This is a genomic window from Pseudomonas sp. ABa2 (assembly GCF_056676075.1).
The window spans coordinates 3,686,568-3,711,933 of sequence record NZ_CM155239.1; the positions used below are offsets into that span (position 1 = coordinate 3,686,568).

Sequence of the window (25,366 nt, forward strand, 5' to 3'; positions counted from 1 at the left end):
AGCCGGACACTGACTATAAAGAGAGCACAGAAGAACAACAGGAGGCCGACCATGCCCCGTACCCTGCCCCAGCTGATCGACGGCCAGTGGCTCGCGAGCCAGGCCCGCGAACTGATCGAAGTCACCGACCCGGCCACCCAGCAGGTGCTGGCGCTGGCGCCCAAGGCCACCCATGCGGAGATCGAGGCCGCCGTGGCCAGCGCCAAGGCCGCCTTCCTCACCTGGCGCGAGGTGCCGGTGCCGGAACGGGCGCGGCTGATGCTGCGCTACCAGCACCTGCTCAAGGAGCACCACGACGAGCTGGCGGAGATTCTCGCGCAGGAGACCGGCAAGACCTTCGCCGATGCCAAGGGCGATGTCTGGCGCGGCATCGAGGTGGCCGAGCACGCCGCCAACGTGGCCAGCCTGATGATGGGCGAGACGGTGGAGAACGTCGCCCGCGAGATCGACACCGCCAGCTGGATCCAGCCGCTGGGCGTGTGCGTCGGCATCACCCCGTTCAACTTCCCGGCGATGATCCCGCTGTGGATGTTCCCGCTGGCCATCGCCTGCGGCAACACCTTCATCCTCAAGCCCTCCGAGCAGGACCCGATGACCCCCAACCGCCTGGCCGAGCTGTTTCTCGAGGCCGGCGCGCCGCCCGGGGTATTGCAGCTGCTGCACGGTGGGCGCGAGCAGGTCGACGCGCTGCTGGTGCACCCGGACGTGCGCGCGATTTCCTTCGTCGGCTCGGTGCCGGTGGGCCAGCATATCTACCGCACCGGCACCCAGCACCTGAAGCGGGTGCAGGCCTTCGCCGGGGCCAAGAACCATATGGTGATCATGCCCGACGCGCCCAAGGACCAGGTCATCAGCAACCTGGTCGGCGCCAGTTGCGGCGCCGCCGGCCAGCGCTGCATGGCGATCAGCGTGGCGGTGTTCGTCGGCGAGTCGCGACAGTGGATTCCCGAGCTGGCCGCGCAGATGGCCGAGCTGCGCCCCGGCCACTGGCGCGACAGCGGCGCTGCATTCGGCCCGCTGATCAGCCAGCAGGCGCGCCAGCGCGTGCTGCGCCTGATCGCCGAGGGCAAGGCCGAGGGCGCCGAGTGCCTGCTGGATGGTTCACAGTGCAGCGTCGAGGGCTACCCGGAGGGCAACTGGCTGGGGCCGACGCTGTTTCGCAAGGTCACGCCGAAAATGTCCATCTACCACGAGGAAATCTTCGGCCCGGTGCTGGTGTGCCTGGAAGTCGCGACCCTGGAAGAGGCCATCGAGCTGGTCAACGCCAGCCCCTACGGCAACGGCACCAGCATCTTCACCCGCTCCGGCGGCGCCGCGCGCCACTACCAGCACGCGGTGGAAGTCGGCCAGGTGGGCATCAACGTGCCGATCCCGGTGCCGCTGCCGTTCTTCTCCTTCACCGGCTGGAAGGGCTCCTTCTATGGCGATCTGCACGCCTACGGCAAGCAGGCGGTGCGTTTCTACAGCGAGACCAAGACGGTCACCAGCCGCTGGTTCGACGACTCGTCCGTGAGTGGGCCGAATATGACCATTCAATTGAAATGAGAACGGAGTAGGCCTCTGTTAGACCAATAGACGATCACTGCAACTGGACGAGCGGCGTAAAACAGTCTCCTGCAGCACAACAACAAGGAGAACTGCAATGCGCCACCTGACTGCCACCCTGGCCCTGTGGGCCGGGATCACCGCCTGTGCGCAGGCCGCCGAGCCCATCACCCTGGGACTCAACTACCCGCGCACCGGCCCATACAAGGAGGAGGGATTGGCGCAGATGCGTGGAGCCCTGCTGGCCATCGACGAGCTCAACGCCGCAGGCGGCGTGCTAGGCCGCCCCTTGCGCCTGTCCAGCAAGGACACCGCCTCGCGTCCGGCCAAGGCGGTGAAGAACGTCGACAAGCTAGCCGCCGAGGGCGCCGCCATGCTGTTCGGCGGCGCCTCCAGCGCGGTGGCCATCGCCGCCGGCAAGCGCGCCCGCGAACACGGCCTGCTGTACTTCGGCACCCTCACCTACTCCAACGACACCACCGGCAAGGACGGCCACCGCTACCTGTTCCGCGAGTGCAACAACGCCTGGATGAGCGCCCAGGTGCTCGGCCAGTACCTGAGCAAGCACCTGCCGGACAAGCGCTACTTCTACGTCACCTCCGACTACACCTGGGGCCACACCACCGAGGCCTCGCTGCGCCAGGCCACCGCCAGCGACGACGCCGGCCAGCACGCCGGCGTGCGCGTGCCCTTCCCCGGCGCACGCCTGGCCGACTACCAGGATGCCCTGACCCAGGCCGCCGCGAGCGATGCCGAGATCCTCGCCCTGGTGCTGTTCGGCGAGGACCTGGTGCGCGCCATGCGCATCGCCAAGGACCTGGGTCTGACCGAGCGCATGCAGGTCATCGCGCCGAACCTGACCCAGAGCATGGTCGAGCAGGCCGGCCCGGACCTGATGCAGGGCGTGATCGGCACCGAACCCTGGACCTGGCGCGTGCCGGCGCTGGAGAAATCCGCCCGCGGCGAAGCCTTCGTCGCCGCCTTCAAGGCGCGCTACCAGATGTACCCCTCGAGTTCCGCCGCCTCGGCCTACAGCATCGTCCAGCAGTGGGCCGATGCCGCCAAGCGTGCCAATAGCCTGGATAGCGAGGCGCTGATCAAGGCGCTGGAAGGCCACCGCTACAGCCTGCTGAAGGACGAACAGCAGTGGCGCGCCTTCGATCACCAGAATCTGCAGACGGTCTACGCGGTGCGGGTCAAGCCGCGCGACGAGGTGCTCAAGGACCCGCTCAAGCAGGACTACTTCGAAATCGTCGACCGCCTCGACGCCGACACCGCGCTGCCCAATCTGGCGCAGTGGCAGGCCGAGCGCCGCGCCGGCGGTCAACCCCTGACATTGCAATGAGGCGCCATGGACTTCGAACTCAGTGACGAACAACGCCTGCTCACCGACAGCGCCCGCGCCTTCGCCGCGCGGGAGCTGGCGCCGCACGCCGGCGACTGGGACCGCGACCACCACTTTCCGCTGCCGGTGATCCGCCGCGCCGCCGAGCAGGGCTACCTGGCCCTGTACCTCAAGGAGGAGGACGGCGGCCTGGGCCTGTCGAGGCTGTCCAGTTCGCTGATCTTCGAACAGCTGGCCGCCGGCTGCGTGGCCACCACCGCCTACCTGACCATCCACAATATGGCCTCGTGGATGTTGGCGAGCTTCGCCGACGAGGCCCTGAAGGCGCAGTACCTGCCCGGGCTGATCGACGGCCGCCTGCTGGCCTCCTACTGCCTGACCGAGCCGGACGCCGGCTCCGACGCCGCCCACCTGCGAACCCGCGCGCGGCGCGATGGCGACGATTACCTGCTCGACGGCAGCAAGTGCTTTATCTCCGGCGCGGGATCGACCGATGTGCTGATCGTCATGGCGCGCACCGGCGAGGACGGCGCCAAGGGCATCTCCTGCTTCCTGGTGCCGGCCGACGCCGCCGGCATCCGCTACGGACGCAACGAGGACAAGATGGGCTGGCGCGCCCAGCCGACCCGCACCATCGCCTTCGACGGCGTGCGCATCCCCGCCGGCAACCGCATCGGCCCGGAGGGCCAGGGCTTCGTCTACGCCATGCAGGGCCTGGACGGTGGCCGCCTGAACATCGCCAGCTGCTCGCTCGGCGCGGCCCAGGCGGCGTTGCAGCAGAGCCTGCACTACGTGGAGGAGCGCAAGCAGTTCGGCAAGCCACTGGCCGAATTCCAGGCGCTGCAGTTCAAGCTGGCCGATATGCTCACCGAGCTGACCGCCAGCCGGCAGATGGTGCGCCTGGCCGCGGACAAGCTGGACCGGCGCCACGCCGAGGCCAGCCTGTACTGCGCCATGGCCAAGCGCTTCGCCACCGACCAGTGTTTCGCCATCTGCAACGAGGCGCTGCAGCTGCACGGCGGCTACGGTTACCTGAGCGACTATCCGCTGGAGCGCTGGGTGCGCGACAGCCGCGTGCACCAGATACTGGAAGGCACCAACGAGATCATGCGGGTGATCGTCGCCCGCCGCCTGCTGCAGCAGGGCGGCATGCTCGATCGCCTGCTGTGACCGCTTTATCCCCTCTCCCCGGGGGAGAGGGGAACATCATTTAAGAGGACCCTTATGAGCACCGCCATCGAAGCCTACAAGCCCGGCATCTTCGACCTGACCCACAAGCTCACCGTGGAAAAGCACGGCCACACCGCGCTGATCACCATCAACCACCCGCCGGCCAACACCTGGGACCGCGACTCGCTGATCGGCCTCAAGCAGCTGGTCGAGCACCTCAACCGCGACGACGACATCTACGCCCTGGTAGTGACCGGCCAGGGGCCGAAGTTCTTTTCCGCCGGCGCCGACCTGAACATGTTCGCCGACGGCGACAAGGCGCGCGCCCGCGAGATGGCGCGGCGCTTCGGCGAGGCCTTCGAGACCCTGCGCGACTTCCGCGGGGTGTCCATCGCCGCGATCAACGGCTACGCCATGGGCGGCGGCCTGGAATGCGCGCTGGCCTGCGATATCCGCATCGCCGAACGCCAGGCGCAGATGGCCCTGCCCGAGGCCGCGGTGGGCCTGCTGCCCTGCGCAGGCGGCACCCAGGCGCTGCCCTGGCTGGTGGGCGAAGGCTGGGCCAAGCGCATGATCCTCTGCGGCGAACGTATCGACGCCGAAACCGCCCTGCGCATCGGCCTGGTGGAACAGCTGGTCGATAGCGGCGAGGCCCGTGGCCATGCCCTGCTGCTGGCGGCCAAGGTGGCGCGACAGAGTCCGGTGGCGGTGCGCACCATCAAGCCGCTGATCCAGGGCGCGCGCGAGCGCGGCCCGAATACCTGGCTGGCGGAGGAACGCGAGCGCTTCGTCGACCTGTTCGACGCCGACGACACCCGCGAAGGGGTCAACGCCTTCCTCGAGAAGCGCGACCCGCAGTGGCGCAACAAATGATTCGTGGCACCGTAATCGGCCAGGCCCGTCGGGTGGATGTCGCTTCTTACATCCACCAGAACCGCCCCGCCCTAAGCTGGAAACCTGTATGAACCTGCACTTCGAAGAACGCCCCAGCCTGCATGGCTACCGCATCGGCATCGCCAGCCTGGATGCCGAGAAGAGCCTCAATGCCCTGTCGCTGCCGATGATCGAGGCGCTGGACGCGCGCCTGAAGGCCTGGGCCATCGATCCCGAAATCGCCTGCGTGCTGCTGCGCGGCAACGGGCCCAAGGCCTTCTGCGCCGGCGGCGACGTGGTGCAGCTGGTGCAGCAGTGCCGCGAACACCCCGGCGAGGTGCCGCCGCTGGCGCGGCGCTTCTTCGCCGACGAATACCGCCTCGACCACCGCATCCACAGCTATCCCAAGCCGCTGATCTGCTGGGCCCACGGCCACGTGCTGGGCGGCGGCATGGGCCTGATGCAGGGCGCGGCGATCCGCATCGTCACCCCCAGCAGCCGCCTGGGCATGCCGGAAATCAATATCGGCCTGTACCCGGACGTCGGCGGCAGCTGGTTCCTCGCCCGCCTGCCGGGCAGGCTCGGCCTGTTCCTCGGTCTCAGCGCCGCCAGCATCAACGCCCGCGACGCGCTGGATCTGAACCTGGCCGACCGTTTCCTCCGCGACGAGCAGCAGGACGCACTGATCGAAGGCCTGGTGCAACTCAACTGGCGGGAGCACGCCGCGCAGCAGCTGCACAGCCTGCTGCGCGCGCTGGAACGCGAGGCGCGCGGCGAGCTGCCGCAGGCGCAGTGGCTGCCGCGCCGCGAACGCCTCGATGCGCTGCTCGACGTGGCCGACCTGCCGGCCGCGGTACAGGCCATCGCCGGCCTGCACGGCGACGCCGACCTGCTGCTGGCCCGTGCGGCCAAGACCCTGACCGGCGGCTGCCCGCTGACCGCGCACCTGGTCTGGGAGCAGATCCGCCGCGCCCGTCACCTGTCGCTGGCCGAGGTGTTCCGCATGGAGTACGCCATGAGCCTGAACTGCTGCCGCCACCCGGAGTTTGCCGAGGGCGTGCGCGCCCGCCTGATCGACAAGGACCAGACGCCGCGCTGGCACTGGCCGGACGTGGCGGCCATCCCGCCGGCGGTGATCGAGGCGCACTTCGCCCCGGCCTGGGACGGCGCGCATCCGTTGGCGGATCTGTAAACCTTCGCTCCCCGAGGCATCAGCACAAGGAGAACCCAAACCATGACCCAGATCGCCTTTATCGGCCTCGGCCATATGGGCCTGCCCATGGCCCGCAACCTGCTCAAGGCCGGCTACCCGCTCAAGGTCTTCGACCTGGTGCGCAGCGCCGTGGACGAACTGGCCGGCGAAGGCGCCCTGGCGGCGGACAGCGCCGCCGAGGCGGTCGACCAGGCCAAGGTGGTGATCAGCATGCTGCCGGCCAGCCGCCATGTCGAAGGTCTGTACCTGGGCGACGCCGGCCTGCTGGCGCAACTGCCGGCCGGCACCCTGGTGCTGGAATGCTCGACCATCGCCCCGGAGTCGGCGCGCAAGGTGCACGCCGCCGCCCGTGGACGCGGCATCGCCCTGCTCGATGCGCCGGTATCCGGCGGCACCGCCGGCGCCGCGGCCGCCACCCTGACCTTTATGGTCGGCGGCGAGGCCAACGCCCTGGACAAGGCGCGGCCGATCCTCGCCGCCATGGGCAAGAACATCTTTCACGCCGGCCCGGACGGTGCCGGCCAGGTGGCCAAGGTGTGCAACAACCAGGTGCTGGCGGTGCAGATGATCGCCACCGCCGAGGCCATGGCCCTGGGCGTGGCCAACGGCCTGGAGCCGGCGACCCTGGCCGAGATCATGCGGCAGAGCTCCGGCGGCAACTGGACGCTGGAAAAGTACAACCCCTGGCCCGGGGTGATGGAGAACGCCCCGGCCTCCAAGGGCTACAGCGGCGGTTTTATGGCCGAACTGATGGCCAAGGACCTCGGCCTGGCCCAGGAAACCGCCAGCCACAGCGGCAACAGCACGCCGATGGGCGCCCTGGCGCTTCAGCTGTACCGTCTGCTGCTCAAGCAGGGCAAGGGCAAGCAGGATTTTTCAGTGGTGCAGCAGTTGTTCGTGGAGTAGCGGTCCGTAGGCACCAGCTTGCTGGCGATGCCTTGAAGCGGATCGCGGCAAGCCGGCTCCTACGAAAGCGCGAGTACGCCGTGCAGTCTTGGCCCGGATGCAATCCGGGATAAAGCGCGGCGACCGCCCCGGATTGCCTCCGGGCCAACGGCATTCAGCGCAGCGTCTGCAGATGCAGCAGGCCGAACAGCAGCACCTGCAGGCGCTGCCGCCACAGCCCCGGCCGGCCGTGCAGACGCGCGCGAAACAGCAGCAGCTCGCCTAGATGGGCCAGCAACAGCGCCAGCGCGGCCCAGTTGACCCAGCCGCCCAGCGGCGCGGCGAAGGGGTAGAGCAGGTTGAGCAGCGCCACCAGCCAGAACATGGCCAGGGCGCCCTTGGCGAACGACAGCAGTTTCATCGCGATCCTCCGGTTGGGCGATCGCCGCAGTGTGCCGGGCCAGCCCGGCGCTGCCGCCGCTCTTTCGGCTGGAACGGTGCTCAGCGCAGGGTCAGGCCGAAGGACTCGTCGGCGAAGTCGAAGCAGGCGAGGAAGCGGCGGATCTCCAGCAGGTTGCCCTCGACCTGCACGTCGCCCAGCAGCACGCCCTTGACCAGGCCGCCTTCGCCGGTCAGCAGGGTTTCCATAAAGCGCTTGTCCATGCTCAGCCGCAGCTCGGTGCCTTCGGGAATGCCCCGGTGCAACTGGGCCACGCCGCGGCGCACTTCCAGCGCCCACTCCTCGTTCACGTCCGGGAAGCGAAAGCCCAGGGTCAGTTCGAGGTCGCCGGCCTGCTCCGGGTCGATGCGCGTCACCCAGTTCTGCAGGAAGGCCTGCGGGGTGAAGCTGCGCACCATGTCCGGGGAGAGGAGGACCTTGCGCATCTCCTGCGAGCGCTGGCGGATGGCCTCACCGTCGAGCTTGCCTTCCAGCTCCATGGCACTCATCAGGTACCAGTTGCGCCAGTTGATGTTCATGCTGGCGTAACCCAGTTTGCGCAGGCTGCGCGCCTTGATCTCGCGTGCCAGTCGATCCTCGCGGTCGACGCGGATGGCGTAGCCGGCCAGCTCGGCGGCCCACTGGTAGTCGCCCTTGAGGTAGGCGTTGCCGGCCTCCAGCAGCAGCTTTTCCCGGCCACCGGCCAGGGCGATCAGCCGCTCGGCCTGCTGCCGCGGCGGGGTCGGGTCGAGCGCCACCGGGTCGCCCTGGAACCAGCCCAGGTAGCCGTTGTAGATCTGCCGCACGCTGTGCTTGACCGTGCCGTAGTACTCGCGCAGGTAGGGCATGTAGCCGGCCAGGTGCGGCGGCAGCTTGACCTTCTCCACCAGCTCGTCCGGGGTCAGGCCCTTGTTCATCCAGCGCACGCTCTGATCGTGGATATAGGCGATGCCGTCGCGGGTCATGCGCAGCACCTCCTCGACCCGCTCCTGGCCGCTGACCGGGCGGCCGTGCAGCGGCACCATGTGCTCGGCCTGGTATTCGCGCAGCTTGTCCAGGCTGGCGACCCACTGCACCGGGTCGCGGAACTTGGTGCCGCGCAGGGTATGGATGTTCGGCAGGGTCGGCCCCTGCTCCACCTCGGCGCTGATCAGCACGCGGTTGTCCGGCAGGTACAGGGTGATCTCGTCCGGCGCCTCGCTGGGCACGTGCAGCAGCTGCACGTCGAGGCCAGCGATGCGGGTGTCCAGGCGCTCGGCGAAGGTCACCGTCGGCGCGATAAAGGACGACGGCTCGGGCTTGGCCAGCGGGCCGATGCCGGCGTTCATGCCCTCCAGGTCGCTCGCCGGCAGAAAGGAGCCGAAGCTGTAGGCCGAGCGCACGCCGAGAATCGGCCCGACCAGCGCGCCCTGCGCCACCACGTTTTCCAGCAGGCTTGCGTGGGCGTAGATCTGCACCTCGCCGCGTTCCACCTGCTCGCGGCTAACGAAGGCCTGCACGCCGTTGATATGGTCCGGGTGGAAGTGGGTGTAGACCACCGCCTTGACCGGCTTGTCCGTGAGCTTGCGGAACTCGGCCATGATCTTGCGCGACTCGCCGACCGACTCGCCGGTGTCGACGATGATCAGCCCCTCGGGCGCCTCGATCATCACCACGTTGCCCAGCTGCCAGCCGACGGCCGAGTAGACGTTGCCCGCGACGCGGTAGACCTGCTGGGCGAAGTGCTTGGTGTGCGCCGCCAGCTCGGCGTGGATGCTCGGCTCGATGCGCTCGGCCGGCAGTTCGGCCTGCGCGTTCAGGGGCAAGGCGGCGGCCAGCAGCAGGCCGCCAAGGCGAGAGAAGGTGCTCATGGCGATAGGACGTCTTGTTGTTGAAGTGCTGGCAGGTTGGCAAAGGCCGCCTGATAATTCCAATGCATTCGAATCCATGAACCAATGCAGGCAGCGCATGAACGACCTACGCCAGCTCCGTCACTTCGTCGCCCTCGCCGAACACGGCCACTTCGCCCGCGCCGCCGAGGCCGTGCACCTCAGCCAGCCGGCACTGAGCCGCAGCATCCAGGCCCTGGAGGCGCAGCTCGGCTGCAGCCTGGTGGATCGCCACAGCCGCGGCATCAGCCTCACCGCCCACGGCCAGCTGGTGCTGGAACACGCCCGCCGCCTGCTGGCCGGCAGCCAGGCGCTGAGCAACGCGGTCAGCCAGCTGGACAACCTGGAGGCCGGCGAACTGCGTCTGGGCGCCGGCCCCTACCCAGCCGCACGGCTGGTGCCGCAGGCGGTGGGCAGGCTGCTGCAACGCTATCCGCGGGTACAGGTGAGACTGGAGATCGGCAACTGGCTGGAGCTGCGCGAGCGGCTGCTGGAGGCCGGCGTCGAACTGTTCGTCGCCGATGTGCGCGAACTGCAGGATGACCCGCAACTGCAGATCGAGGCGCTACAGGCGCATGCCGGCGTGCTGTTCTGCCGCCCCGGCCATCCGCTGCTACAACGCCGCGAGCTGCGCCTGGCCGACCTGCTCGACTTCCCCCTGGCCGGCACCCAGTTGCCGCAGGCGGTAGAGCGCAGCCTCGGCGCGGCCAGCGGCCGGCCGCAACCCTTGAGCGTGCAGTGCGACAACTTTCTGGTGCTCAAGCGCCTGGTGGCCGACAGCGAGGTGCTGAGCATGGCGCCCTGGGACGTGATCGCCGAAGAAGTGGCGGCCGGCCAGCTGAGCCTGCTGCCGCTGGCCCCGGCGAGCCTGCAGCAGCAGTCGGCCTACGGCCTGGTCAGCCGTGCCGGGCACAGCCTGTCGCCGGCGGCGCAGGCGCTGGTGGAGGAAATTCGCCGGGTGGATCGCCAGCCGCTGCCGCCACGGCGCTGAACGCCGCTAGTTGCGCCGCCAGTCGCCGCTGCGTTGCTGCTCGCCGCGCGAGTGACGGTCGTCGCGGGAGTAGCGCTGCTGCACCTGCTGCTGGCGATTGCCTTCCCAGCGTTTGCCGGAAGGCGCGCTCTGATACTGCTTGTGATACTGCCGACCATCGTGACGGCGGCCATCGTCGCGGCGGCCGTCGTGGCGCGAGTAACCGTCGTGGCGCTTGTGATCGCGCTGGTAGAAACCATGCTGGCGCGGCGGCGGTGCCGGCACGTAGCGTTTGGAATCGTGGCGATGGCGGTCGTGGCGGCGGTCGTCGTAATAGTAGTACCGCGGCGTGACGTAGACCGGCGGCGAGTAATCGCGGCGGTAGCCGTTGTAATAGTGGTGCGAGTGATGATGATCGCGGTAGCCGCGGTCGTAGTCGTAGCCGTCGCCATACACGGCGCAGCCGCTGAGCGGGATGAACAGCAGGGCCGCAAGCAGGGTTCTGTAGGACATGGAAGCCTCCGCAGGGGAAGCGGGGGACGCGCACCGCGCCCCCGAGGGAAGAGGCCGGGCCGCGAGGCCCGGGACTGGATCAGCAACGACCTTTCTTGGCCTGCCCCGGCGGGCAGTGGGGAGGACCGCCGCCGACATCACCGATATCGATGCCGATACCCGGCAGCCTCAGGCTGCAGCCGGACAGACCGAACGCCAGGCTGATCGCCAGCAGCAACGCGCCGAAGGTTTTCATCAGCAGCTCCCCTTCATCCGGTGCCCCGGCGGGCAGAAGTGACCGCCGCCGTGGTAACCGCGGCCACCCAGGTCGACATGAATCACATCGGGATCACCGACCCGGGCATGCACGCCCGGGGCACTGAAACTGCAGCCGCCCAGCAGCAACGCCAATACCATCACAGTCACACCACGCATGTTGGAATACTCCTCGAATTTCCCGTATCTGCTAGACGCCCGGCCACCGCAGCGGGCACAGCTCTATCAGCATGCTCGTTCGACAATCTGCACTGGATCACGTTCCGTGCAGCCGAGTGACGGCCATCACAGCCTCGCCACGGCCACTGGCACGCTCCTCGCTTGGCAAGGCGCCGCAGCGGGAAGGCGAACAGCGCTGCGTGCAGACAATGGCCGACTAGGGTTCCGGCCCGCCTGAGCAGGCGGGTGACTGGTCCGAGAGTGGGCGACCTCATGCAGCGGCGGGAAGCCGCGGGGTTACACGGCGGGATAAAAGCCCGGGAGAACGCGCAGCACGGCTGCCCGCCTTCCCGCCTCCGTTCCCTGCCGCCGAGGTCACCATGTCATTGCGTACCCTGCTTACCGCCCTGCTCTGCACCGCCCTGCTGACCGCTCCCGCCGCCGAGGCCGCGCCCAGGACCTTCAAGCTCTGCTGGTCGATCTTCGCCGGCTGGATGCCCTGGGGCTACGCCGCCGAACAGGGCATCGTGAAGAAATGGGCGGACAAGTACGGCATCGATATCCAGGTGCAGGAAGTGCCGGATTACGTCGGCTCCATCGAGCAGTACACCGCCGGCCAGTTCGACGCCTGCACCATGACCAATATGGACGCCCTGACCATTCCCGCCGCTGCCAGCAAGGACAGCACCGCGCTGATCATCGGCGACTTCTCCAACGGTGCCGATGGCCTGCTGCTGCGTGGCAGCGGCAAGCGTATTCAGGATCTCAAGGGCAAGACCGTGCTGCTGGTGGAGAACTCGGTGTCCCATTACCTGCTCAGCCGCGCACTGGAATGGGCGCTGCTGAAGGAAAGCGACGTAACCATCCAGCACGTTTCCGATACCGAAATCGCCGACACCTTCCTCGCCGGACAGGGCGATGCGGTGATCACCTGGAACCCGATCCTCGCCGAGATCAAACGCAAGGCCGAGGTCAGCCAGGTGTTCACCTCCAACCTGATTCCCGGCGAGATCCTCGACCTGACCGTGGTCGACAGCCAGACCCTGGTGCAACACCCGGAATTCGGCCGGGCACTGACCGGCGCCTGGTTCGAAACCCAGCGTCTGCTCGGCCTGCCCACCGCCGCCGGGCGTGAGGCCAGGGCGAAGATGGCGGCCGCCGCGCGCACCAGCCCCGAGGACTTCGAGGCCCAGTTGAACACCCTGCGTTCCTTCTACGCCCCGCGCTATGCGCTGAACTTCGCCCAGACCGGCAAATTGCCGGACCTGATGCAGCGCGTCGCCCATTTCGCCGATGCGCACGGCTTGTTGGGCCAGAGCGGCCAGGGCCTGAGCAACCTGGGCATCGCCTTCAGCGGCGAGCAGACCCTGGGCAACGCTCAACGCATCCTGCTGCGTTTCAACCACGACTACATGCAGCTGGCCGCTGACGGCAAGCTCTGACACCGTCCTGACGCCCCAGCAGGCAGCACGCCGCTCTGACAACGCACCAGCACGGCGCACCGCAGACCCGGCGCCGCCGAAGGGAGCGCCGTCTGCTGCGGTTCGCGACGCATGGCACGATGTTCGCTAAGTACAGCTCGTGCAGGAACAACCCGGCTCGCCGGGATCGCGGCACCACAATTTGCCAATAGCCGGCTAGGGTTCCGGCTCGCCACAGGCGAGCGACTGGTCCGAGAGCTAGCGACCTCCAGCGAGGTTACACGGCGGGACAAAAGCCCGGGAGAACGCGCCCCATCCGTGGGGAACCGCCGCGAACTCCTGCCCGCCCCTGTCAAACTGGAGGTTCATCATGGGTACGCCCCACTCGCATCGGCGGCAACCAGCCGCCCACCCCAAAGGCCCGAAACCAGCGCGCTCTTGCGCTTGCTAGCTGCGCACGCCTTTCGTTCCAGGCCCGACGAGGACTATCCATGCGCCTGATCAACCGCCACCCGGATCGCAGCGGCCGCCTGCTGCTGATCCTGCTGCCCTTCGCCCTGCTGCTGTTCGTCTACTTCAGCGCCTCGACCACCCGCCTGGCCGAGAACCCCAACGACAAGCTGCTGCCCAGCGCCAGCCAGATGATCGATGCCGTCGACCGCCTGGCCTTCAGCGAAGACAAACGCAGCGGCCAGTACCTGTTCTGGCAGGACACCGCCTCCAGCTTGCAACGCCTGGGCCTGGGCCTTGGCATCGCCGCGCTGCTGGGCCTGGTGCTGGGCATCGCCGCCGGCAGCGTGCCGCTGTTCGGCGCGCCGCTGTCGCCGCTGCTCACCGTGCTGTCGATGATTCCGCCGCTGGCCATCCTGCCGATCCTGTTTATCGTCTTCGGCCTGGGCGAGCTGTCCAAGGTGATGCTGATCGTCATCGGCATCACCCCCTGCATCGCCCGCGACATCGAACAGCGCGCCCGCGAGATTCCCGGCGAGCTGCTGATCAAGGCGCAGACCCTCGGCGCCAACACCTGGACGCTGATCCTGCGCCTGGTGCTGCCGCAACTGCTGCCGCGCCTACTGATCTCGCTGCGCCTGATGCTCGGTTCGGCCTGGCTGTTTCTGATCGCCGCAGAGGCCATCGCCTCGACCGACGGCCTCGGTTACCGCATCTTCCTGGTACGTCGCTACATGGCCATGGACGTGATCCTGCCCTACGTCGTGTGGATCACCCTGCTGGCCTGGCTGATGGATCTGGGCCTGCGCCAGGTGCTGCGCCTGTGCTTCCCCTGGCATGAAGGAGGCAAGGCATGACCCTGTTCAGCCAACACATCGTCCCGCTAAGTGAACCTGCCATGAGCGACTCCCGTACGGCCCCTGCAAGCACAGGGAAAACCACCTTTATCGAAGCGCGCAACCTGTGGCAGGAATACGGCGACCTGGTGGTGGTCGAACGCCTCAACCTCAAGGTCGAAGAGGGTGAGTTCTGCACCCTGGTCGGCGCCTCCGGCTGTGGCAAATCCACCTTTCTGCGCATGCTGCTCGGCCAGGAACGCCCGAGTCGTGGCGAGCTGCTGCTGGGCGGCCAGGCGCTGCCCAACGAGCCCGATCCGAGCCGTGGCGTGGTGTTCCAGCGCTACTCGGTATTCCCCCACCTGAGCGTGCTGGACAACGTCGCCCTGGGCCTGGAGCTGCCGCGCTCGCCTTTGCTGGGCCGGCTGTTCGGCGCGGCCAAGCGCGAGGCCCGCGAGCGCGCTGCCGAAATCCTCACCAAGGTCGGCCTCGGCCATGCCCTGAACAAGTATCCCAGCGCGCTTTCCGGCGGCATGCAGCAACGCCTGGCCATCGCCCAGGCACTGGTGATGCAACCGCGCATGCTGCTGCTCGACGAGCCGTTCGGCGCCCTCGACCCCGGCATCCGCAAGGACATGCACGCGCTGCTGCTGGAGCTGTGGCAGGAAACCCGCCTGACCGTGTTCATGGTCACCCACGACCTGTCCGAAGGCTTCAGCCTCGGCACCCGCCTGCTGGTGTTCGACAAGGTGCGCCACGACCCGCAGGCGCCCAACGCCTATGGCGCGCGCATCACCTACGACATCCCGCTGAACGCGGCACGCCGGGCTCAGGCGCAGTTGCCCAGCGAGCTGGCCGAGCGCATCGCGGCAGGCTAACCATCTGTAGGAGCCCGCTTGCGGGCGATCCGCTGCGGCTTATGCTGATCGCCCGCAAGTGGGCTCCTACAAAACGAGTCGCAGATCAGCTCAACACTTCCAGATACCTCGACAGCGTTTCACTCTCCGCGGCAAACCAGCGCTGCGCCTCGTCGGTAGTCGGCGTAGCGAGAGCCGCGCGCCAATCCGGCTCCAGCGTATCGATAAGGAAGGTGCGTACCACCGCACGGCCATCCGGCCTTTGCAGGTGCTGGCACACGCGACCTGCCGCCAGGATCTCGAAGCCCTCCAGCGAGACGCTCTGCCCTACCCGTGCCGGCTGGGTGGACAGCGCCACCCGATAACGGCCCTGCTGATCGGCATAGGCCAGTGAGGTCTCGCAGTCGAACAGCGCGGCCAGGGCCTTACCATCACCGCGCGCCAGCTCGACCCGCTCGCGCAGTTGCAGCGCTGACTCACCCGGCTCGACCGCCCGCCCGCGCACCCAGCCGAGTCGATCGCAGCAGAGAATCAGGCCACCGCCGCGTTGCAGCACCTCGCCGCTTTCGGCATCGCACTCCTCCAGCAGGCGCAGGCCAATCAACGGCCCGCGGCTGGCCTGCAAACGCCAGTCCTCGACATAGGCGCCGCTGGTGCCGAACTCGATCATGCAGTTGCCGATGCGCTGCAACTGCGCCGGTTCCGGCCAGCGGTTGTGCAGTTGCAGGGACACCCCGCCGTGCCAGCTCAGGTAGCCGTTCTCCCAGACGCTGTCGGCCACCCAGCCTTCGTGGTTGGCGAGCTGGCGCAACTCGGCGGCGTCGTAGTCCTGCCAGGCACGCCCCGACAATGGCGGCCCATCCGGTAGGCGCAGGTCGATGGTAAAGCTGCGGCTCTGCAGCCAGTGCACCTGGGTGCGCTCATCGCTGCGGCCATCGGCGAAGCTGATGGTGCGCCGACGAAAGTGCCCGAGCATCCAGTCCGGCACGCCACCTTCGGCGCGTTGTGGGTAAGGTGCCGCCAGTTCCAGCAGGTTCATGCCGTCACCTCCCGGCGGGCCGCGCCGACACTGGAGGGGCCGAAGCTGGACAGGCCTGTCGCGCCATCCGGCAATTGCAGCGAGCCGTTCTCCAGCCGCTCGCGCAGGTAACGGAAGGTCTGCGCCGTCTGCGCGAACAGGTGGTCGCCGCAACTCACCGGCGCGTACACCCGCTCACCGCGCGCTGGCAGGCCGGCAATCGGGGCGATGCGCGTCGGGTAGTCGCAGGCGCAGAACAGCGGGAAGGCGAAGCGCTCCTCGCTGACCTTGCGCACGCGGTGCGAGGTGGCGACGAAATGGCCGTTGCTGAGCACCTCGAGCATGTCGCCGATATTGATCACGAAGGCGTCCTCCACCAGCGGCACGTCGATCCACTGCCCGTCGTCGTTGAGCACCTGCAAGCCTTCGGCGGTGGGCAACAGGATGGTGAAACACTCGTAGTCGGTGTGCGCGCCGATACCGGGACGGTCAGCCACCGGATCGGGATCGAGCGGGTAATGGATCATGCGCAACTGGCTGGTGGGGTGTCGGGTGATGCCGGCGAAGGTGTCCTCGGCCAGCCCCAGCGCCAGGGCGAAGCCGCGAAACAGCGTGTCGCCCAGTGCCAGCGCCGCGCGGTAGTAGGCGCCGACCTCGCGCTTGAAGTCCGCCGAGTCCGGCCACTGCGTCGGCCCCAGCAGCGGATAGACCTGGGCCGCCTCGGTGTAGTCGTAATTGACGTCGTAGGCCTCTTTCAGATCCTTGCTGCCGCCGACGAACTGCTCCTCGCCTTCCGGCACGTAGCCGCTGTGGTTGCTCGACTGGCCAATATAGAAGCGCATCTTCTCCTCCAGCGGGCGGGCGAAGAAACTGCGCGCCTGCTGGATCAGCCCGTCGCGCAGATCACGCGTAATACCGTGTCCGGTGATCTGCAGAAAGCCGACCTCGCGCGCGGCACGGCCCAGCTCATCGGCGACGCGCTGGCGCTCGGCAGGATGCTCGCTATACAAGCCCGAGACGTCGATCAGGGGAATCGAAGTGAAATGGGTATGCGCCATGGCAATCTCCCTTGAACAAGTGAGTTACCTGGTCGTCCAGACGAGCAGCGGGTCGGGTCGTCCCGAGGGCGGCGGCAAGGCCGCCCCTGCAACAGGGTCGATAGCGATTTCCATGCCACCCGCATCACGCCGCCGAGGCGCTATCCCGTGGGCAGACTCGCCCCAGAGCGGTGCACTCCATAGCCCGCAAGCCCCAACAGGCAGCACGCAAACCGCAAGCAGCGTCGCCAGAACGCCCAGCCACGGGCTTCGGCGAGCTGGCACGCTATTCGCTAAAGCCTCAGTGTGCAGGTTCTAACCGGGGTTTCCCGGAATCGCGGCACCACAATTTGCGAAATGGATGACTAGGGTTCCGATCCGCGCAGGCGGGTGACTGGTCCGAGAGTCATCGACCTCCAGTGAGGTTACACGGCGGGATAAAAGCCCGGGAGAACGCGCCTTTCGAACGATTCGAAACGTGCCGCGACTCCTGCCCGCACTCAACAAGACTGGAGGTTCCAAATGCGCAAGTACCGTCTGCTCTCCTTCGCCGCTGCCGGTCTGGCCGCGCTGCTCAGCTTCAGCGCCCATGCCGAGAAGAAAGACAGCTTCAGCGTCTGCTGGACGCTCTACGCCGGCTGGATGCCCTGGGGCCAGGCCAGCACCTCCGGCATCATCGACAAATGGGCGAAGAAATACGGCATCGAGATCGATGTCATGCAGCTCAACGACTACGTCGAATCGATCAACCAGTACAGCGTCGGCCAGTTCGACGGCTGCACCATGACCAACATGGACGCCCTGACCATCCCCGCCGCCGGTGGTGTGGACTCCACCGCGCTGATCGTCGGCGACTACTCCAACGGCAACGACGGCCTGCTGATCAAGGGCGAGGGCAAGACCCTGGCCGACCTCAAGGGCATGCAGGTCAACCTGGTGGAGCTGTCGGTCTCTCACTACTTCCTCGCCCGCGCCCTGGAGTCGGCAGGCATGAGCGAGCGCGACGTGAGCGTGGTGAACACTTCCGACGCCGACATCATCGCCGCCTACTCCACCCCCAGCGTGCAGGCCGCCGCCACCTGGAACCCGATGCTCGCCGAGATAATCGCCCAGCCCGGCAGCACCCAGGTGTTCGACTCCTCGAAGATCCCCGGTGAAATCCTCGACATGATGGTGGTCAACACCCAGACCCTGAAGGACAACCCGGACTTCGGCAAAGCCCTGGTCGGCGCCTGGTTCGAGATTCTCGAACTGATGCAGGCCGGAACGCCCGAAGCCACCGACGCCCTGACCGAAATGGCCAAGGCCTCCGGCACCGACCTGGCCGGTTTCCAGGCCCAGCTGGCGACCACCAAGCTGTTCTACACGCCCAAGGAAACCCTGGACTTCGTCACCAGCCCGGCCCTGCCGGAGACCATGACCAAGGTCGCCAACTTCAGCTTCGAGCACGGCATCCTCGGCGAAGGCGCGCGCAGCGCCGACGCCATCGGCATGACCTTCGCGGGCGGCGTAAGCACCGGCGACGCCGCCAACATCAAGCTGCGTTTCGACCCGAGCTACATACAGATGGCCGTCGACGGCAAGCTTTGAAGCCTACGCCCTAAACCACATCGCAACGCTAATCAGGCGCCACTGCCGGCGCCTGACGACCAGGCTTTGATCCCGAGGTCCCCATGAACACTGCCCTTACCCTGCGCCCGACCCTGTACGAGGAAACCGTACCCGGCGGCGGCCACACCTCCTTCGTGCTCAAGCGCGGCCAGCTGCTGCGCATCACCGACCTCGAAGGCGGCGCCAACGTCAGCCTGCTGCTGTTCAACGCCGCCGAGAAAAGCGAACGACTGAACCTGCCCGATACCCTCAAGTGCCAACACACCGCCAGGCTCAGCGCCGGCCACTGTCTGTACTCGGACATGGGCAAGGTGCTGGCCGCCATCACCGCCGACACCTGCGGTTGGCACGACAGCTTCGGCGGCGTACTGAATGCCGAGGAAGTGCTGGAGAAATACGGTCAGGGCCGCTACCAGGAACTGCGCAACGGCTTCTTCCGCAACGGCATGGACAACCTGCTGGTGGAAATGGGCAAGTGGGACCTCAACCTGCAGGACCTGCTGATGAACCTCAACCTGTTCAGCCGCGTGGACGTCGACGCCGAGGGTGTCTTCCACTTCCAGCCGAACAATTCCAAGGCCGGCGACCATATCGAGCTGTATGCGCCGATGGACACCCTGGTGGTGCTCACCGCCCTGCAGCACCCACTGGACCCCAACCCGCAGTACGCGCCCAAGCCGGTGCAGCTGCGCTGGAGCGAGGTCGCCAGCGACGGCATCACCCTGCTCTGCCGCACCTCGCGCCCGGAAAACGGCCGCGGCTTTCACAACACCGAACGCCAGTACCTTTGAATGGGTGACTCGCTGCGCTCGCCCTTCGGGCCGCCCTGAAGGGCGTTCGGCGCAAGCACCGTCCCGCCTGCGCGGGGATGACGCCGATCTCGTCACTCCCGCGAAGGCGGGAGCCCAGTAAACGCTATCGAGGACAGTCCGATGAGCCTTACCGCCAGCGACCTGACATCCAGCAACCTGCATCCCGAAACCGCCAGCTTCCGCCACACCATCCCGGCGGGTGAGTCCTACCTGTTCGAGGTCAAGGCCGGGCAGACCCTGCGCCTGCATGATCTGGAAGGCAACCAGGCGATCGACACCCTGTTCTTCGCCGCGCGCAACCCGCGCGAGCGCTTCGACCCGCAGCGCACCCTGCGCAAGCAGAACAAGGTCTACCTGACCACCGGCACGGTGCTCTACTCCAACCTCGGCAAGCCGCTGCTGACCATCACCGCCGACACCTGCGGTCGCCACGACACCCTCGGCGGCGCCTGCGCCCAGGAAAGCAACACCGTCAGATATGCACTCGAGAAGCGCTATATGCACAGCTGCCGCGACAACTTCCTGCGCGCCAGCCTGCACGACGGCCGCCTGAGCAAGCGCGACCTCGGCGCCAATATCAATTTCTTCATGAACGTGCCGGTAACGCCGGAGGGCGGCCTGACCTTCGAGGACGGCCTCTCCGCGCCCGGCAAGTACGTGGAGCTCAGGGCCGAGACCGACGTGATCGTGCTGATCTCCAACTGCCCGCAACTGAACAACCCCTGCAACGGCTGGAACCCGACGCCGGCTGAAGTCCTGGTTTGGGATTGATCACTTCCCGTAGGAGCGGCTTCAGCCGCGATAACCCGTAGGGTGGATGTCGCTTTCTACATCCACCGGCTCCGCTGGTTCGCGGCTAAAGCCGCTCCTACACAGCAATACGCATCACCCGATTTTTTCGCCACGGACGACCGTGGCGCAGACCCAATGACGGCGGGACGGCCCGCCACCTTCGAGGGCTCCTCGAATGTTCGACAAACTCCTGATCGCCAACCGTGGCGCCATTGCCTGCCGCATCCTGCGCACCCTGCGTGAGCTGAACGTCGGCGGCGTAGCCGTGTATGCCGAAGCCGACGCCGCCAGCCTGCATATCCAGCAGGCAGATGAAGCCTTCTGCCTCGGCGACGGCCCGGCTGCGCAAACTTATCTCGTTGTGGAGAAAATTCTCGACGTCGCCAAACGCAGCGGCGCCAAGGCCATTCACCCCGGCTACGGCTTTCTCTCCGAGAACGCGGCCTTCGCCGAAGCCTGCGAAGCCGCCGGCATCGCCTTCGTCGGCCCGACGCCCGAGCAACTGCGCGTATTCGGCCTCAAGCACACCGCCCGCGCCCTGGCCAAGCAGCACGGCGTGCCGATGCTCGAAGGCACCGAGTTGCTGGAAAATCTCGATGCGGCGCTGGCCGCCGGTGAACAGGTCGGCTACCCGGTGATGCTGAAAAGCACCGCTGGCGGTGGCGGCATCGGCATGCGTGTCTGCCGCTCGGCCGCAGAACTCAGCGAAGTCTTCGAGGCGGTCAAGCGCCTGGGGCAGAACAACTTCAGCGACAGCGGTGTATTTATCGAGAAGTACATCCAGCGCGCCCGCCACCTGGAAGTGCAGGTATTCGGCGATGGCCAGGGCGAGGTGCTCGCCTTCGGCGTGCGCGACTGCTCGGTACAGCGCCGCAACCAGAAGGTGCTGGAAGAAACCCCTGCACCGAACCTGCCCGCCGGCATGGCCGATGAGCTGTGCGCGGCGGCGATCAAGCTGGCCAAGGCGGTCAGTTACCGCAGCGCCGGCACCGTCGAGTTCGTCTACGACAGCGAGGCCGAGCGCTTCTACTTCCTCGAAGTGAACACCCGTCTGCAGGTCGAGCACGGCGTCACCGAACAGGTGTGGGGCGTCGACCTGGTGCGCTGGATGATCGAGCTGGCAGCCGGCGATCTGCCGCCGCTGAGCGAACTGGCGAAAACCCTCGAACCCAGCGGCCATGCCATCCAGGCACGCCTGTACGCCGAAGACCCGGGCCGCGATTTTCAGCCCAGCCCCGGCCTGCTCACCGCCGTCGCATTCCCGCCCGCTGACGGCAAGGCCCTGCGCATCGATACCTGGGTCGAGGCCGGCTGCGAGATTCCGCCCTACTTCGACCCGATGATCGCCAAGCTGATCACCTGGGCGCCAAGCCGCGAAGAAGCCTCCAATGCGCTGGATCAGGCGCTGGCAGGCACGCTGCTGTACGGCGTGGAATGCAACCGCGACTACCTGCGCCAGATCCTCAGCGATGCGCCCTTCGCCAGCGGCAAGCCCTGGACGCGCTGCCTGGAAAACCTCGTCTATCAGGCCAGCACCTTCGAAGTGCTGAGCGCCGGTACCCAGACCAGCGTGCAGGACTTCCCTGGCCGCCTCGGCTACTGGGCCGTCGGCGTGCCGCCGTCCGGGCCGATGGACAGCCGCGCCCTGCGCCTGGGCAACCGCCTGCTCGGCAACGCCGAGGGCGCTGCTGGCCTGGAAATCACCATGAGCGGCCCGCTGCTGCGCTTCAATACGGACGCCGTAGTCGCCGTCACTGGCGCCGAGATTCCGCTGAGCGTCGATGGCGTGGAACAGCCAATGAACACCGCGCTGCTGATCAAGGCCGGCACTACCCTGGCCCTCGGCACCATCGCCGGTAGCGGCGCACGCTCGTACCTGACCCTGCGCGGCGGCCTGCAGGTGCCCGAGTACCTGGGTAGCAAGAGCACCTTTACCCTCGGCCAGTTCGGCGGCCATGGCGGCCGTGCCCTGCGTGCCGGCGACGTGCTGCACCTGCTGCCGCTGACCGATACCAGCAGCGGCGCACAACTACCCGCCGAGCTCTGCCCCGACCTGCCGGCCGTACGCGAACTGCGGGTGATCTACGGCCCGCACGGCGCGCCGGAATACTTCAGCGAGCGCTATATCGACCGCTTCCTCGCCACCGACTGGGAAGTGCACTTCAACTCCAGCCGCACCGGCGTGCGCCTGATCGGCCCGAAACCGGAATGGGTGCGCGACAGCGGCGGCGAAGCCGGCCTGCATCCCTCGAATATCCACGACAACCCCTACGCCATCGGCGCGGTGGATTTTACCGGCGATATGCCGGTGATCCTCGGTCCGGACGGCCCCAGCCTGGGCGGTTTCGTCTGCCTGGTGACCATCATCGAGGCCGACCTATGGCAACTCGGCCAGCTCAAGGCAGGCGATAAGGTGCGCTTCGTGCCGGTGGATATCGCCACGGCGCGGGAACTGGCGCAGACCAACACACGCGAATACGCCGAATTAGGTGGGAGGGGCCGGGCGGCGCTCCGCTTTAGCCGCGACGATGATGCCGCTTCGGTCGCGGCTGCAGCCCCTCTCACAAAGGCCCTCCAAAGCCCTATCGTGCTGGACCTCGGCGAAGGCGACACCCGACTGGTCGCACGCCTGTCTGGCGACACCCACCTGCTGCTGGAAATCGGCGCGCCTGAGCTGGACCTGGTGCTGCGCTTTCGTGGCCACGCGCTGATGCAGGCGCTGGAGGCCAAGCAGCTCGCTGGCGTGATCGACCTCACCCCAGGCATTCGCTCGCTGCAGGTGCACTACCAGCCGGAAACCCTGGCGCTGCAGCGGCTGCTCGACACAGTCGCCGGCGAGTGGGACGCAGTGTGCGCGGCCAAGGACCTCAAGGTACCGTCGCGCATCGTCCACCTGCCACTGTCCTGGGATGACCCGGCCTGCCAGCTGGCGATAGAGAGATACATGACCACGGTGCGCAAGGACGCACCCTGGTGCCCGAGCAACCTGGAGTTCATCCGCCGCATCAACGACCTGCCAAACCTCGACGAGGTCTACCGCACGGTATTCGACGCCAGCTACCTGGTCATGGGCCTGGGCGACGTCTACCTCGGTGCGCCGGTGGCCACCCCGCTGGACCCGCGTCACCGCCTGGTCACCACCAAGTACAACCCGGCGCGCACCTGGACGGCGGAAAACTCCGTCGGCATCGGCGGCGCCTATATGTGCGTGTACGGCATGGAAGGGCCCGGCGGCTACCAGTTCGTCGGTCGCACCCTGCAGATGTGGAACCGCTACCGCGCGGTCGAAGCCTTCGACGGCAAGCCGTGGCTGCTGCGCTTCTTCGACCAGATTCGCTTCTACCCGGTCAGCGCCGACGAACTGCTGCGCATCCGCCGCGACTTCCCGCTCGGCCGCTACCCGCTGCGTATCGAACACAGCGAGCTGCACCTGGCCGACTACCAGGCCTTCCTCGACCGCGAGGCCGAGGGCATCGCCGCCTTCCGCCAGCAGCAGCGCGCGGCCTTCGACGCCGAGCGCCAGCGCTGGATCGAGTCGGGCCAGGCGCATTTCGAGGTCGAGGAGGTGGCCGCCGAACTCGGCGAGGATGCGCCGCTCGGCGCGGGCCAGCACGGCATCGACAGCCATATCGCCGGCAACCTGTGGCAGGTGCAGGTGGCAGAAGGCGCGCGCGTCGAGGCCGGTGACGTGCTGGTGATTCTCGAGTCGATGAAGATGGAAATTCCCCTCATCGCCCCGGTGGCCGGCACGGTGCGCGAGGTGCGCGTGCAGCCCGGCTCGCCGGTGCGCGCCGGGCAGCGCGTGGTGGTGCTGGAACAGGCCTGAGCATCGCGGCCGCCGGTGACAACCCGGCGGCCGCGGCGCGCAAGCGCAAATCGCACGGGCACCGATGACGCGCCTGCGGCAGCGCGCTAGCATTGCGCCACGTCTCCAAGGCCCCGACCTCATGGCATTCAGCACTTCGCGCAAGGCCCAGATCACCCTCCAGCTCCTACCGGGCGGCTTCCTTGCCACCAGCCTGGCCAGCTACTACGCCTCGCGCGAGAGCATCCGGCAGAACATCGTCAACACCGAGCTGCCGCTGACCTCGGACAACATCTACTCGGAAATCCAGAAGGACCTGATCCGTCCTACCCAGATCGCCTCGATGATGTCGCGCGACACCTTCCTGCGCGACTGGGCGCTGAACCAGACCAAGCAGGGCGGGCGCAACCGCGTCTGCGCCGCCACCCTGGACGACGCGCCGTGAACCCCACACAACGCTGCCCGCTCTGTGGCCAGGGCAACGCTTGCGCCCTGGCCGACGGCGCGCCGGACATCCAGGCCTGCTGGTGCTTCGCGGCCCGCATCGACCCGGCTGTGCTCGAGCGCCTGACGCCCGAACAGCGCGACCAGGCCTGCCTGTGCCCGGCCTGCGCGGGTGTGGTCGAAGCCGCCGAGCGCGACCGGCGCAGCGAGCAGGACTGAGCCATGCGCCTCGACCGCTTCCTCAGCAACTTCCCCCGTTTCAGCCGCCAGGACAGCCGCCTGCTGATCAGCGCCGGGCGTTTGCGGGTGGACGGCGCGGTGATTCACGACCCGCGCTTCGACGTGCGCGACTTCCAGCGCGTCGAGCTGGACGACGAACTGCTGCAAGCCGGACGTAGCGCGCGCTACTGGATGCTGCACAAGCCGGTCGGCGTGGTCAGTGCCACCGAGCACGACGAACACCGCACCGTCCTCGACCTGCTCGACGAGCCGGACAGACACGACCTGCACCTGGCCGGCCGCCTGGATCTGAATACCAGCGGCCTGCTGCTGATCACCAACGACGGGCGCTGGTCGCGGCGCATCACCCAGCCGCAGCAGCGCAAGCCCAAGGTCTACCTCGTCGACACCGAACAGCCGATCACCGCCGAGTACGCCGAAGTCTTCGCCCGCGGCCTGTACTTCGCCTATGAAGACCTCACCACCCTGCCCGCCCGGCTCGAACTGCTCGGCAGCCACAGCGCTCGCCTGACCCTGTTCGAGGGCCGCTACCATCAGGTCAAGCGCATGTTCGGCCACTTCCGCAATCGGGTCGTCGCCCTGCACCGCGAGAGCATGGGCGAGATCCACCTCGACCCCTCGCTTGCCCCCGGCCAATACCGTCCACTGACCAGCGCGGAAATCGCCAGCGTTTGAGGGGCGCTGGCAACGCCGGCAATCGTTCGCAAGCTAACCGACCAACGGCAGCAGCAATATGCGATAAAGCTGTGACTCGCTCTTGCATGGCTGCAAGGGCGCTGCTTAAATCGAACCATAAGTCTCGGCGTGA

Annotated in this window: 23 protein-coding genes, 1 pseudogene and 3 riboswitches; of the genes and pseudogenes, 17 read left to right on the forward strand and 7 right to left on the reverse strand. The window is 67.3% G+C overall.

Annotated elements, in window-relative coordinates; genetic code table 11:
- Positions 1 to 51: 51 nt before the first annotated feature.
- The 6 genes from AC1G9C_RS17900 to mmsB all read left to right on the forward strand — a co-directional run bounded on the left by AC1G9C_RS17900 (position 52) and on the right by mmsB (position 7,052).
- Positions 52 to 1,545, forward strand: a complete 1,494-nt coding sequence (locus AC1G9C_RS17900; RefSeq protein WP_480408373.1) for a CoA-acylating methylmalonate-semialdehyde dehydrogenase — start codon at positions 52 to 54, stop codon at positions 1,543 to 1,545.
- 97 nt (positions 1,546 to 1,642) lie between these two features.
- Complete coding sequence (locus AC1G9C_RS17905) at positions 1,643 to 2,890, forward strand: substrate-binding protein (RefSeq protein WP_480408374.1); 1,248 nt, start codon at positions 1,643 to 1,645, stop codon at positions 2,888 to 2,890.
- A gap of 6 nt (positions 2,891 to 2,896) precedes the next feature.
- Positions 2,897 to 4,060 (forward strand): acyl-CoA dehydrogenase family protein, encoded by a 1,164-nt coding sequence (locus AC1G9C_RS17910; RefSeq protein WP_480408375.1) that lies wholly within the window; start codon positions 2,897 to 2,899, stop codon positions 4,058 to 4,060.
- A gap of 54 nt (positions 4,061 to 4,114) precedes the next feature.
- Entirely contained in the window at positions 4,115 to 4,933 is an 819-nt protein-coding gene (locus AC1G9C_RS17915) for an enoyl-CoA hydratase (RefSeq protein ID WP_021444473.1), read from the forward strand.
- An 88-nt stretch (positions 4,934 to 5,021) separates the two neighbouring features.
- Entirely contained in the window at positions 5,022 to 6,125 is a 1,104-nt protein-coding gene (locus tag AC1G9C_RS17920; protein ID WP_480408376.1) for an enoyl-CoA hydratase/isomerase family protein, read from the forward strand.
- 42 nt (positions 6,126 to 6,167) lie between these two features.
- Positions 6,168 to 7,052, forward strand: a complete 885-nt coding sequence (mmsB, locus tag AC1G9C_RS17925; RefSeq protein ID WP_480408377.1) for a 3-hydroxyisobutyrate dehydrogenase — start codon at positions 6,168 to 6,170, stop codon at positions 7,050 to 7,052.
- A gap of 154 nt (positions 7,053 to 7,206) precedes the next feature.
- Here mmsB and AC1G9C_RS17930 read toward each other — a convergent pair whose 3' ends face one another.
- Positions 7,207 to 7,452, reverse strand: a complete 246-nt coding sequence (locus AC1G9C_RS17930) for a DUF1145 domain-containing protein (RefSeq protein WP_021442961.1) — start codon at positions 7,450 to 7,452, stop codon at positions 7,207 to 7,209.
- An 80-nt stretch (positions 7,453 to 7,532) separates the two neighbouring features.
- Complete coding sequence (locus AC1G9C_RS17935; RefSeq protein WP_480408378.1) at positions 7,533 to 9,320, reverse strand: alkyl/aryl-sulfatase; 1,788 nt, start codon at positions 9,318 to 9,320, stop codon at positions 7,533 to 7,535.
- Between the two features lie 97 nt (positions 9,321 to 9,417).
- Between AC1G9C_RS17935 and AC1G9C_RS17940 the strand changes: the two genes are divergently transcribed.
- Entirely contained in the window at positions 9,418 to 10,329 is a 912-nt protein-coding gene (locus AC1G9C_RS17940) for a LysR family transcriptional regulator (RefSeq protein ID WP_457789711.1), read from the forward strand.
- Positions 10,330 to 10,335: 6 nt separating this feature from the next.
- On the opposite strand, the gene AC1G9C_RS17945 is transcribed toward AC1G9C_RS17940, so the two are convergent.
- The 3 genes from AC1G9C_RS17945 to AC1G9C_RS17955 form a co-directional block, all read right to left on the reverse strand.
- A complete protein-coding gene (locus AC1G9C_RS17945) occupies positions 10,336 to 10,821 on the reverse strand; it encodes a hypothetical protein (protein WP_480408379.1) in 486 nt (161 codons plus the stop codon).
- A gap of 79 nt (positions 10,822 to 10,900) precedes the next feature.
- A complete protein-coding gene (locus tag AC1G9C_RS17950; protein WP_021442965.1) occupies positions 10,901 to 11,056 on the reverse strand; it encodes a hypothetical protein in 156 nt (51 codons plus the stop codon).
- Positions 11,056 to 11,235: a hypothetical protein gene (locus AC1G9C_RS17955; protein WP_480408380.1), complete on the reverse strand. Its 180-nt coding sequence runs from the start codon at positions 11,233 to 11,235 to the stop codon at positions 11,056 to 11,058. Before AC1G9C_RS17955 ends, AC1G9C_RS17950 begins: the two co-directional genes overlap by 1 nt.
- Before the next feature lie 206 nt (positions 11,236 to 11,441).
- Positions 11,442 to 11,561: riboswitch (guanidine-I (ykkC/yxkD leader) on the forward strand.
- A 54-nt stretch (positions 11,562 to 11,615) separates the two neighbouring features.
- Between AC1G9C_RS17955 and AC1G9C_RS17960 the strand changes: the two genes are divergently transcribed.
- The 3 genes from AC1G9C_RS17960 to AC1G9C_RS17970 all read left to right on the forward strand — a co-directional run bounded on the left by AC1G9C_RS17960 (position 11,616) and on the right by AC1G9C_RS17970 (position 14,820).
- On the forward strand, positions 11,616 to 12,677 hold the full coding sequence (locus AC1G9C_RS17960) for a putative urea ABC transporter substrate-binding protein (RefSeq protein WP_480408381.1): 1,062 nt from the start codon (positions 11,616 to 11,618) through the stop codon (positions 12,675 to 12,677).
- Between the two features lie 184 nt (positions 12,678 to 12,861).
- A riboswitch (guanidine-I (ykkC/yxkD leader) is annotated at positions 12,862 to 12,962 on the forward strand.
- Between the two features lie 185 nt (positions 12,963 to 13,147).
- Entirely contained in the window at positions 13,148 to 13,963 is an 816-nt protein-coding gene (locus tag AC1G9C_RS17965; protein WP_480408382.1) for an ABC transporter permease, read from the forward strand.
- 41 nt (positions 13,964 to 14,004) lie between these two features.
- On the forward strand, positions 14,005 to 14,820 hold the full coding sequence (locus AC1G9C_RS17970; protein WP_480410422.1) for an ABC transporter ATP-binding protein: 816 nt from the start codon (positions 14,005 to 14,007) through the stop codon (positions 14,818 to 14,820).
- 85 nt (positions 14,821 to 14,905) lie between these two features.
- Here the strand turns inward: AC1G9C_RS17970 and AC1G9C_RS17975 are convergent, their stop codons facing one another.
- Together AC1G9C_RS17975 and AC1G9C_RS17980 are read right to left on the reverse strand one after the other, a co-directional pair.
- Positions 14,906 to 15,838, reverse strand: coding sequence for a hypothetical protein (locus AC1G9C_RS17975; RefSeq protein ID WP_480408383.1), 933 nt, complete (start codon positions 15,836 to 15,838; stop codon positions 14,906 to 14,908).
- Positions 15,835 to 16,875: an isopenicillin N synthase family dioxygenase gene (locus AC1G9C_RS17980; RefSeq protein WP_480408384.1), complete on the reverse strand. Its 1,041-nt coding sequence runs from the start codon at positions 16,873 to 16,875 to the stop codon at positions 15,835 to 15,837. The genes AC1G9C_RS17975 and AC1G9C_RS17980 overlap by 4 nt, the downstream gene beginning before the upstream one ends.
- A gap of 333 nt (positions 16,876 to 17,208) precedes the next feature.
- Positions 17,209 to 17,308: riboswitch (guanidine-I (ykkC/yxkD leader) on the forward strand.
- Positions 17,309 to 17,376: 68 nt separating this feature from the next.
- On the opposite strand from AC1G9C_RS17980, the gene AC1G9C_RS17985 reads away from it, so the two are divergent.
- The 7 genes and pseudogenes from AC1G9C_RS17985 (at position 17,377) to AC1G9C_RS18015 (ending at position 25,233) form a co-directional block, all read left to right on the forward strand.
- Entirely contained in the window at positions 17,377 to 18,444 is a 1,068-nt protein-coding gene (locus AC1G9C_RS17985) for a putative urea ABC transporter substrate-binding protein (protein WP_457789696.1), read from the forward strand.
- Between the two features lie 83 nt (positions 18,445 to 18,527).
- On the forward strand, positions 18,528 to 19,256 hold the full coding sequence (locus tag AC1G9C_RS17990; RefSeq protein WP_480408385.1) for an urea amidolyase associated protein UAAP1: 729 nt from the start codon (positions 18,528 to 18,530) through the stop codon (positions 19,254 to 19,256).
- A 141-nt stretch (positions 19,257 to 19,397) separates the two neighbouring features.
- Entirely contained in the window at positions 19,398 to 20,048 is a 651-nt protein-coding gene (locus AC1G9C_RS17995; RefSeq protein ID WP_480408386.1) for an urea amidolyase associated protein UAAP2, read from the forward strand.
- A gap of 196 nt (positions 20,049 to 20,244) precedes the next feature.
- The gene (gene uca / locus AC1G9C_RS18000) at positions 20,245 to 23,895 is read left to right on the forward strand and encodes an urea carboxylase (RefSeq protein ID WP_480408387.1); all 3,651 of its coding nucleotides are present in this window, start codon (positions 20,245 to 20,247) and stop codon (positions 23,893 to 23,895) included.
- 121 nt (positions 23,896 to 24,016) lie between these two features.
- Positions 24,017 to 24,256: pseudogene (locus AC1G9C_RS18005) on the forward strand (GGDEF domain-containing protein); the annotation flags it as partial.
- Between the two features lie 59 nt (positions 24,257 to 24,315).
- A complete protein-coding gene (locus AC1G9C_RS18010) occupies positions 24,316 to 24,537 on the forward strand; it encodes a cysteine-rich CWC family protein (protein WP_457789688.1) in 222 nt (73 codons plus the stop codon).
- A 3-nt stretch (positions 24,538 to 24,540) separates the two neighbouring features.
- The gene (locus AC1G9C_RS18015) at positions 24,541 to 25,233 is read left to right on the forward strand and encodes a pseudouridine synthase (RefSeq protein WP_457789686.1); all 693 of its coding nucleotides are present in this window, start codon (positions 24,541 to 24,543) and stop codon (positions 25,231 to 25,233) included.
- The last annotated feature ends 133 nt before the right edge of the window (positions 25,234 to 25,366 follow it).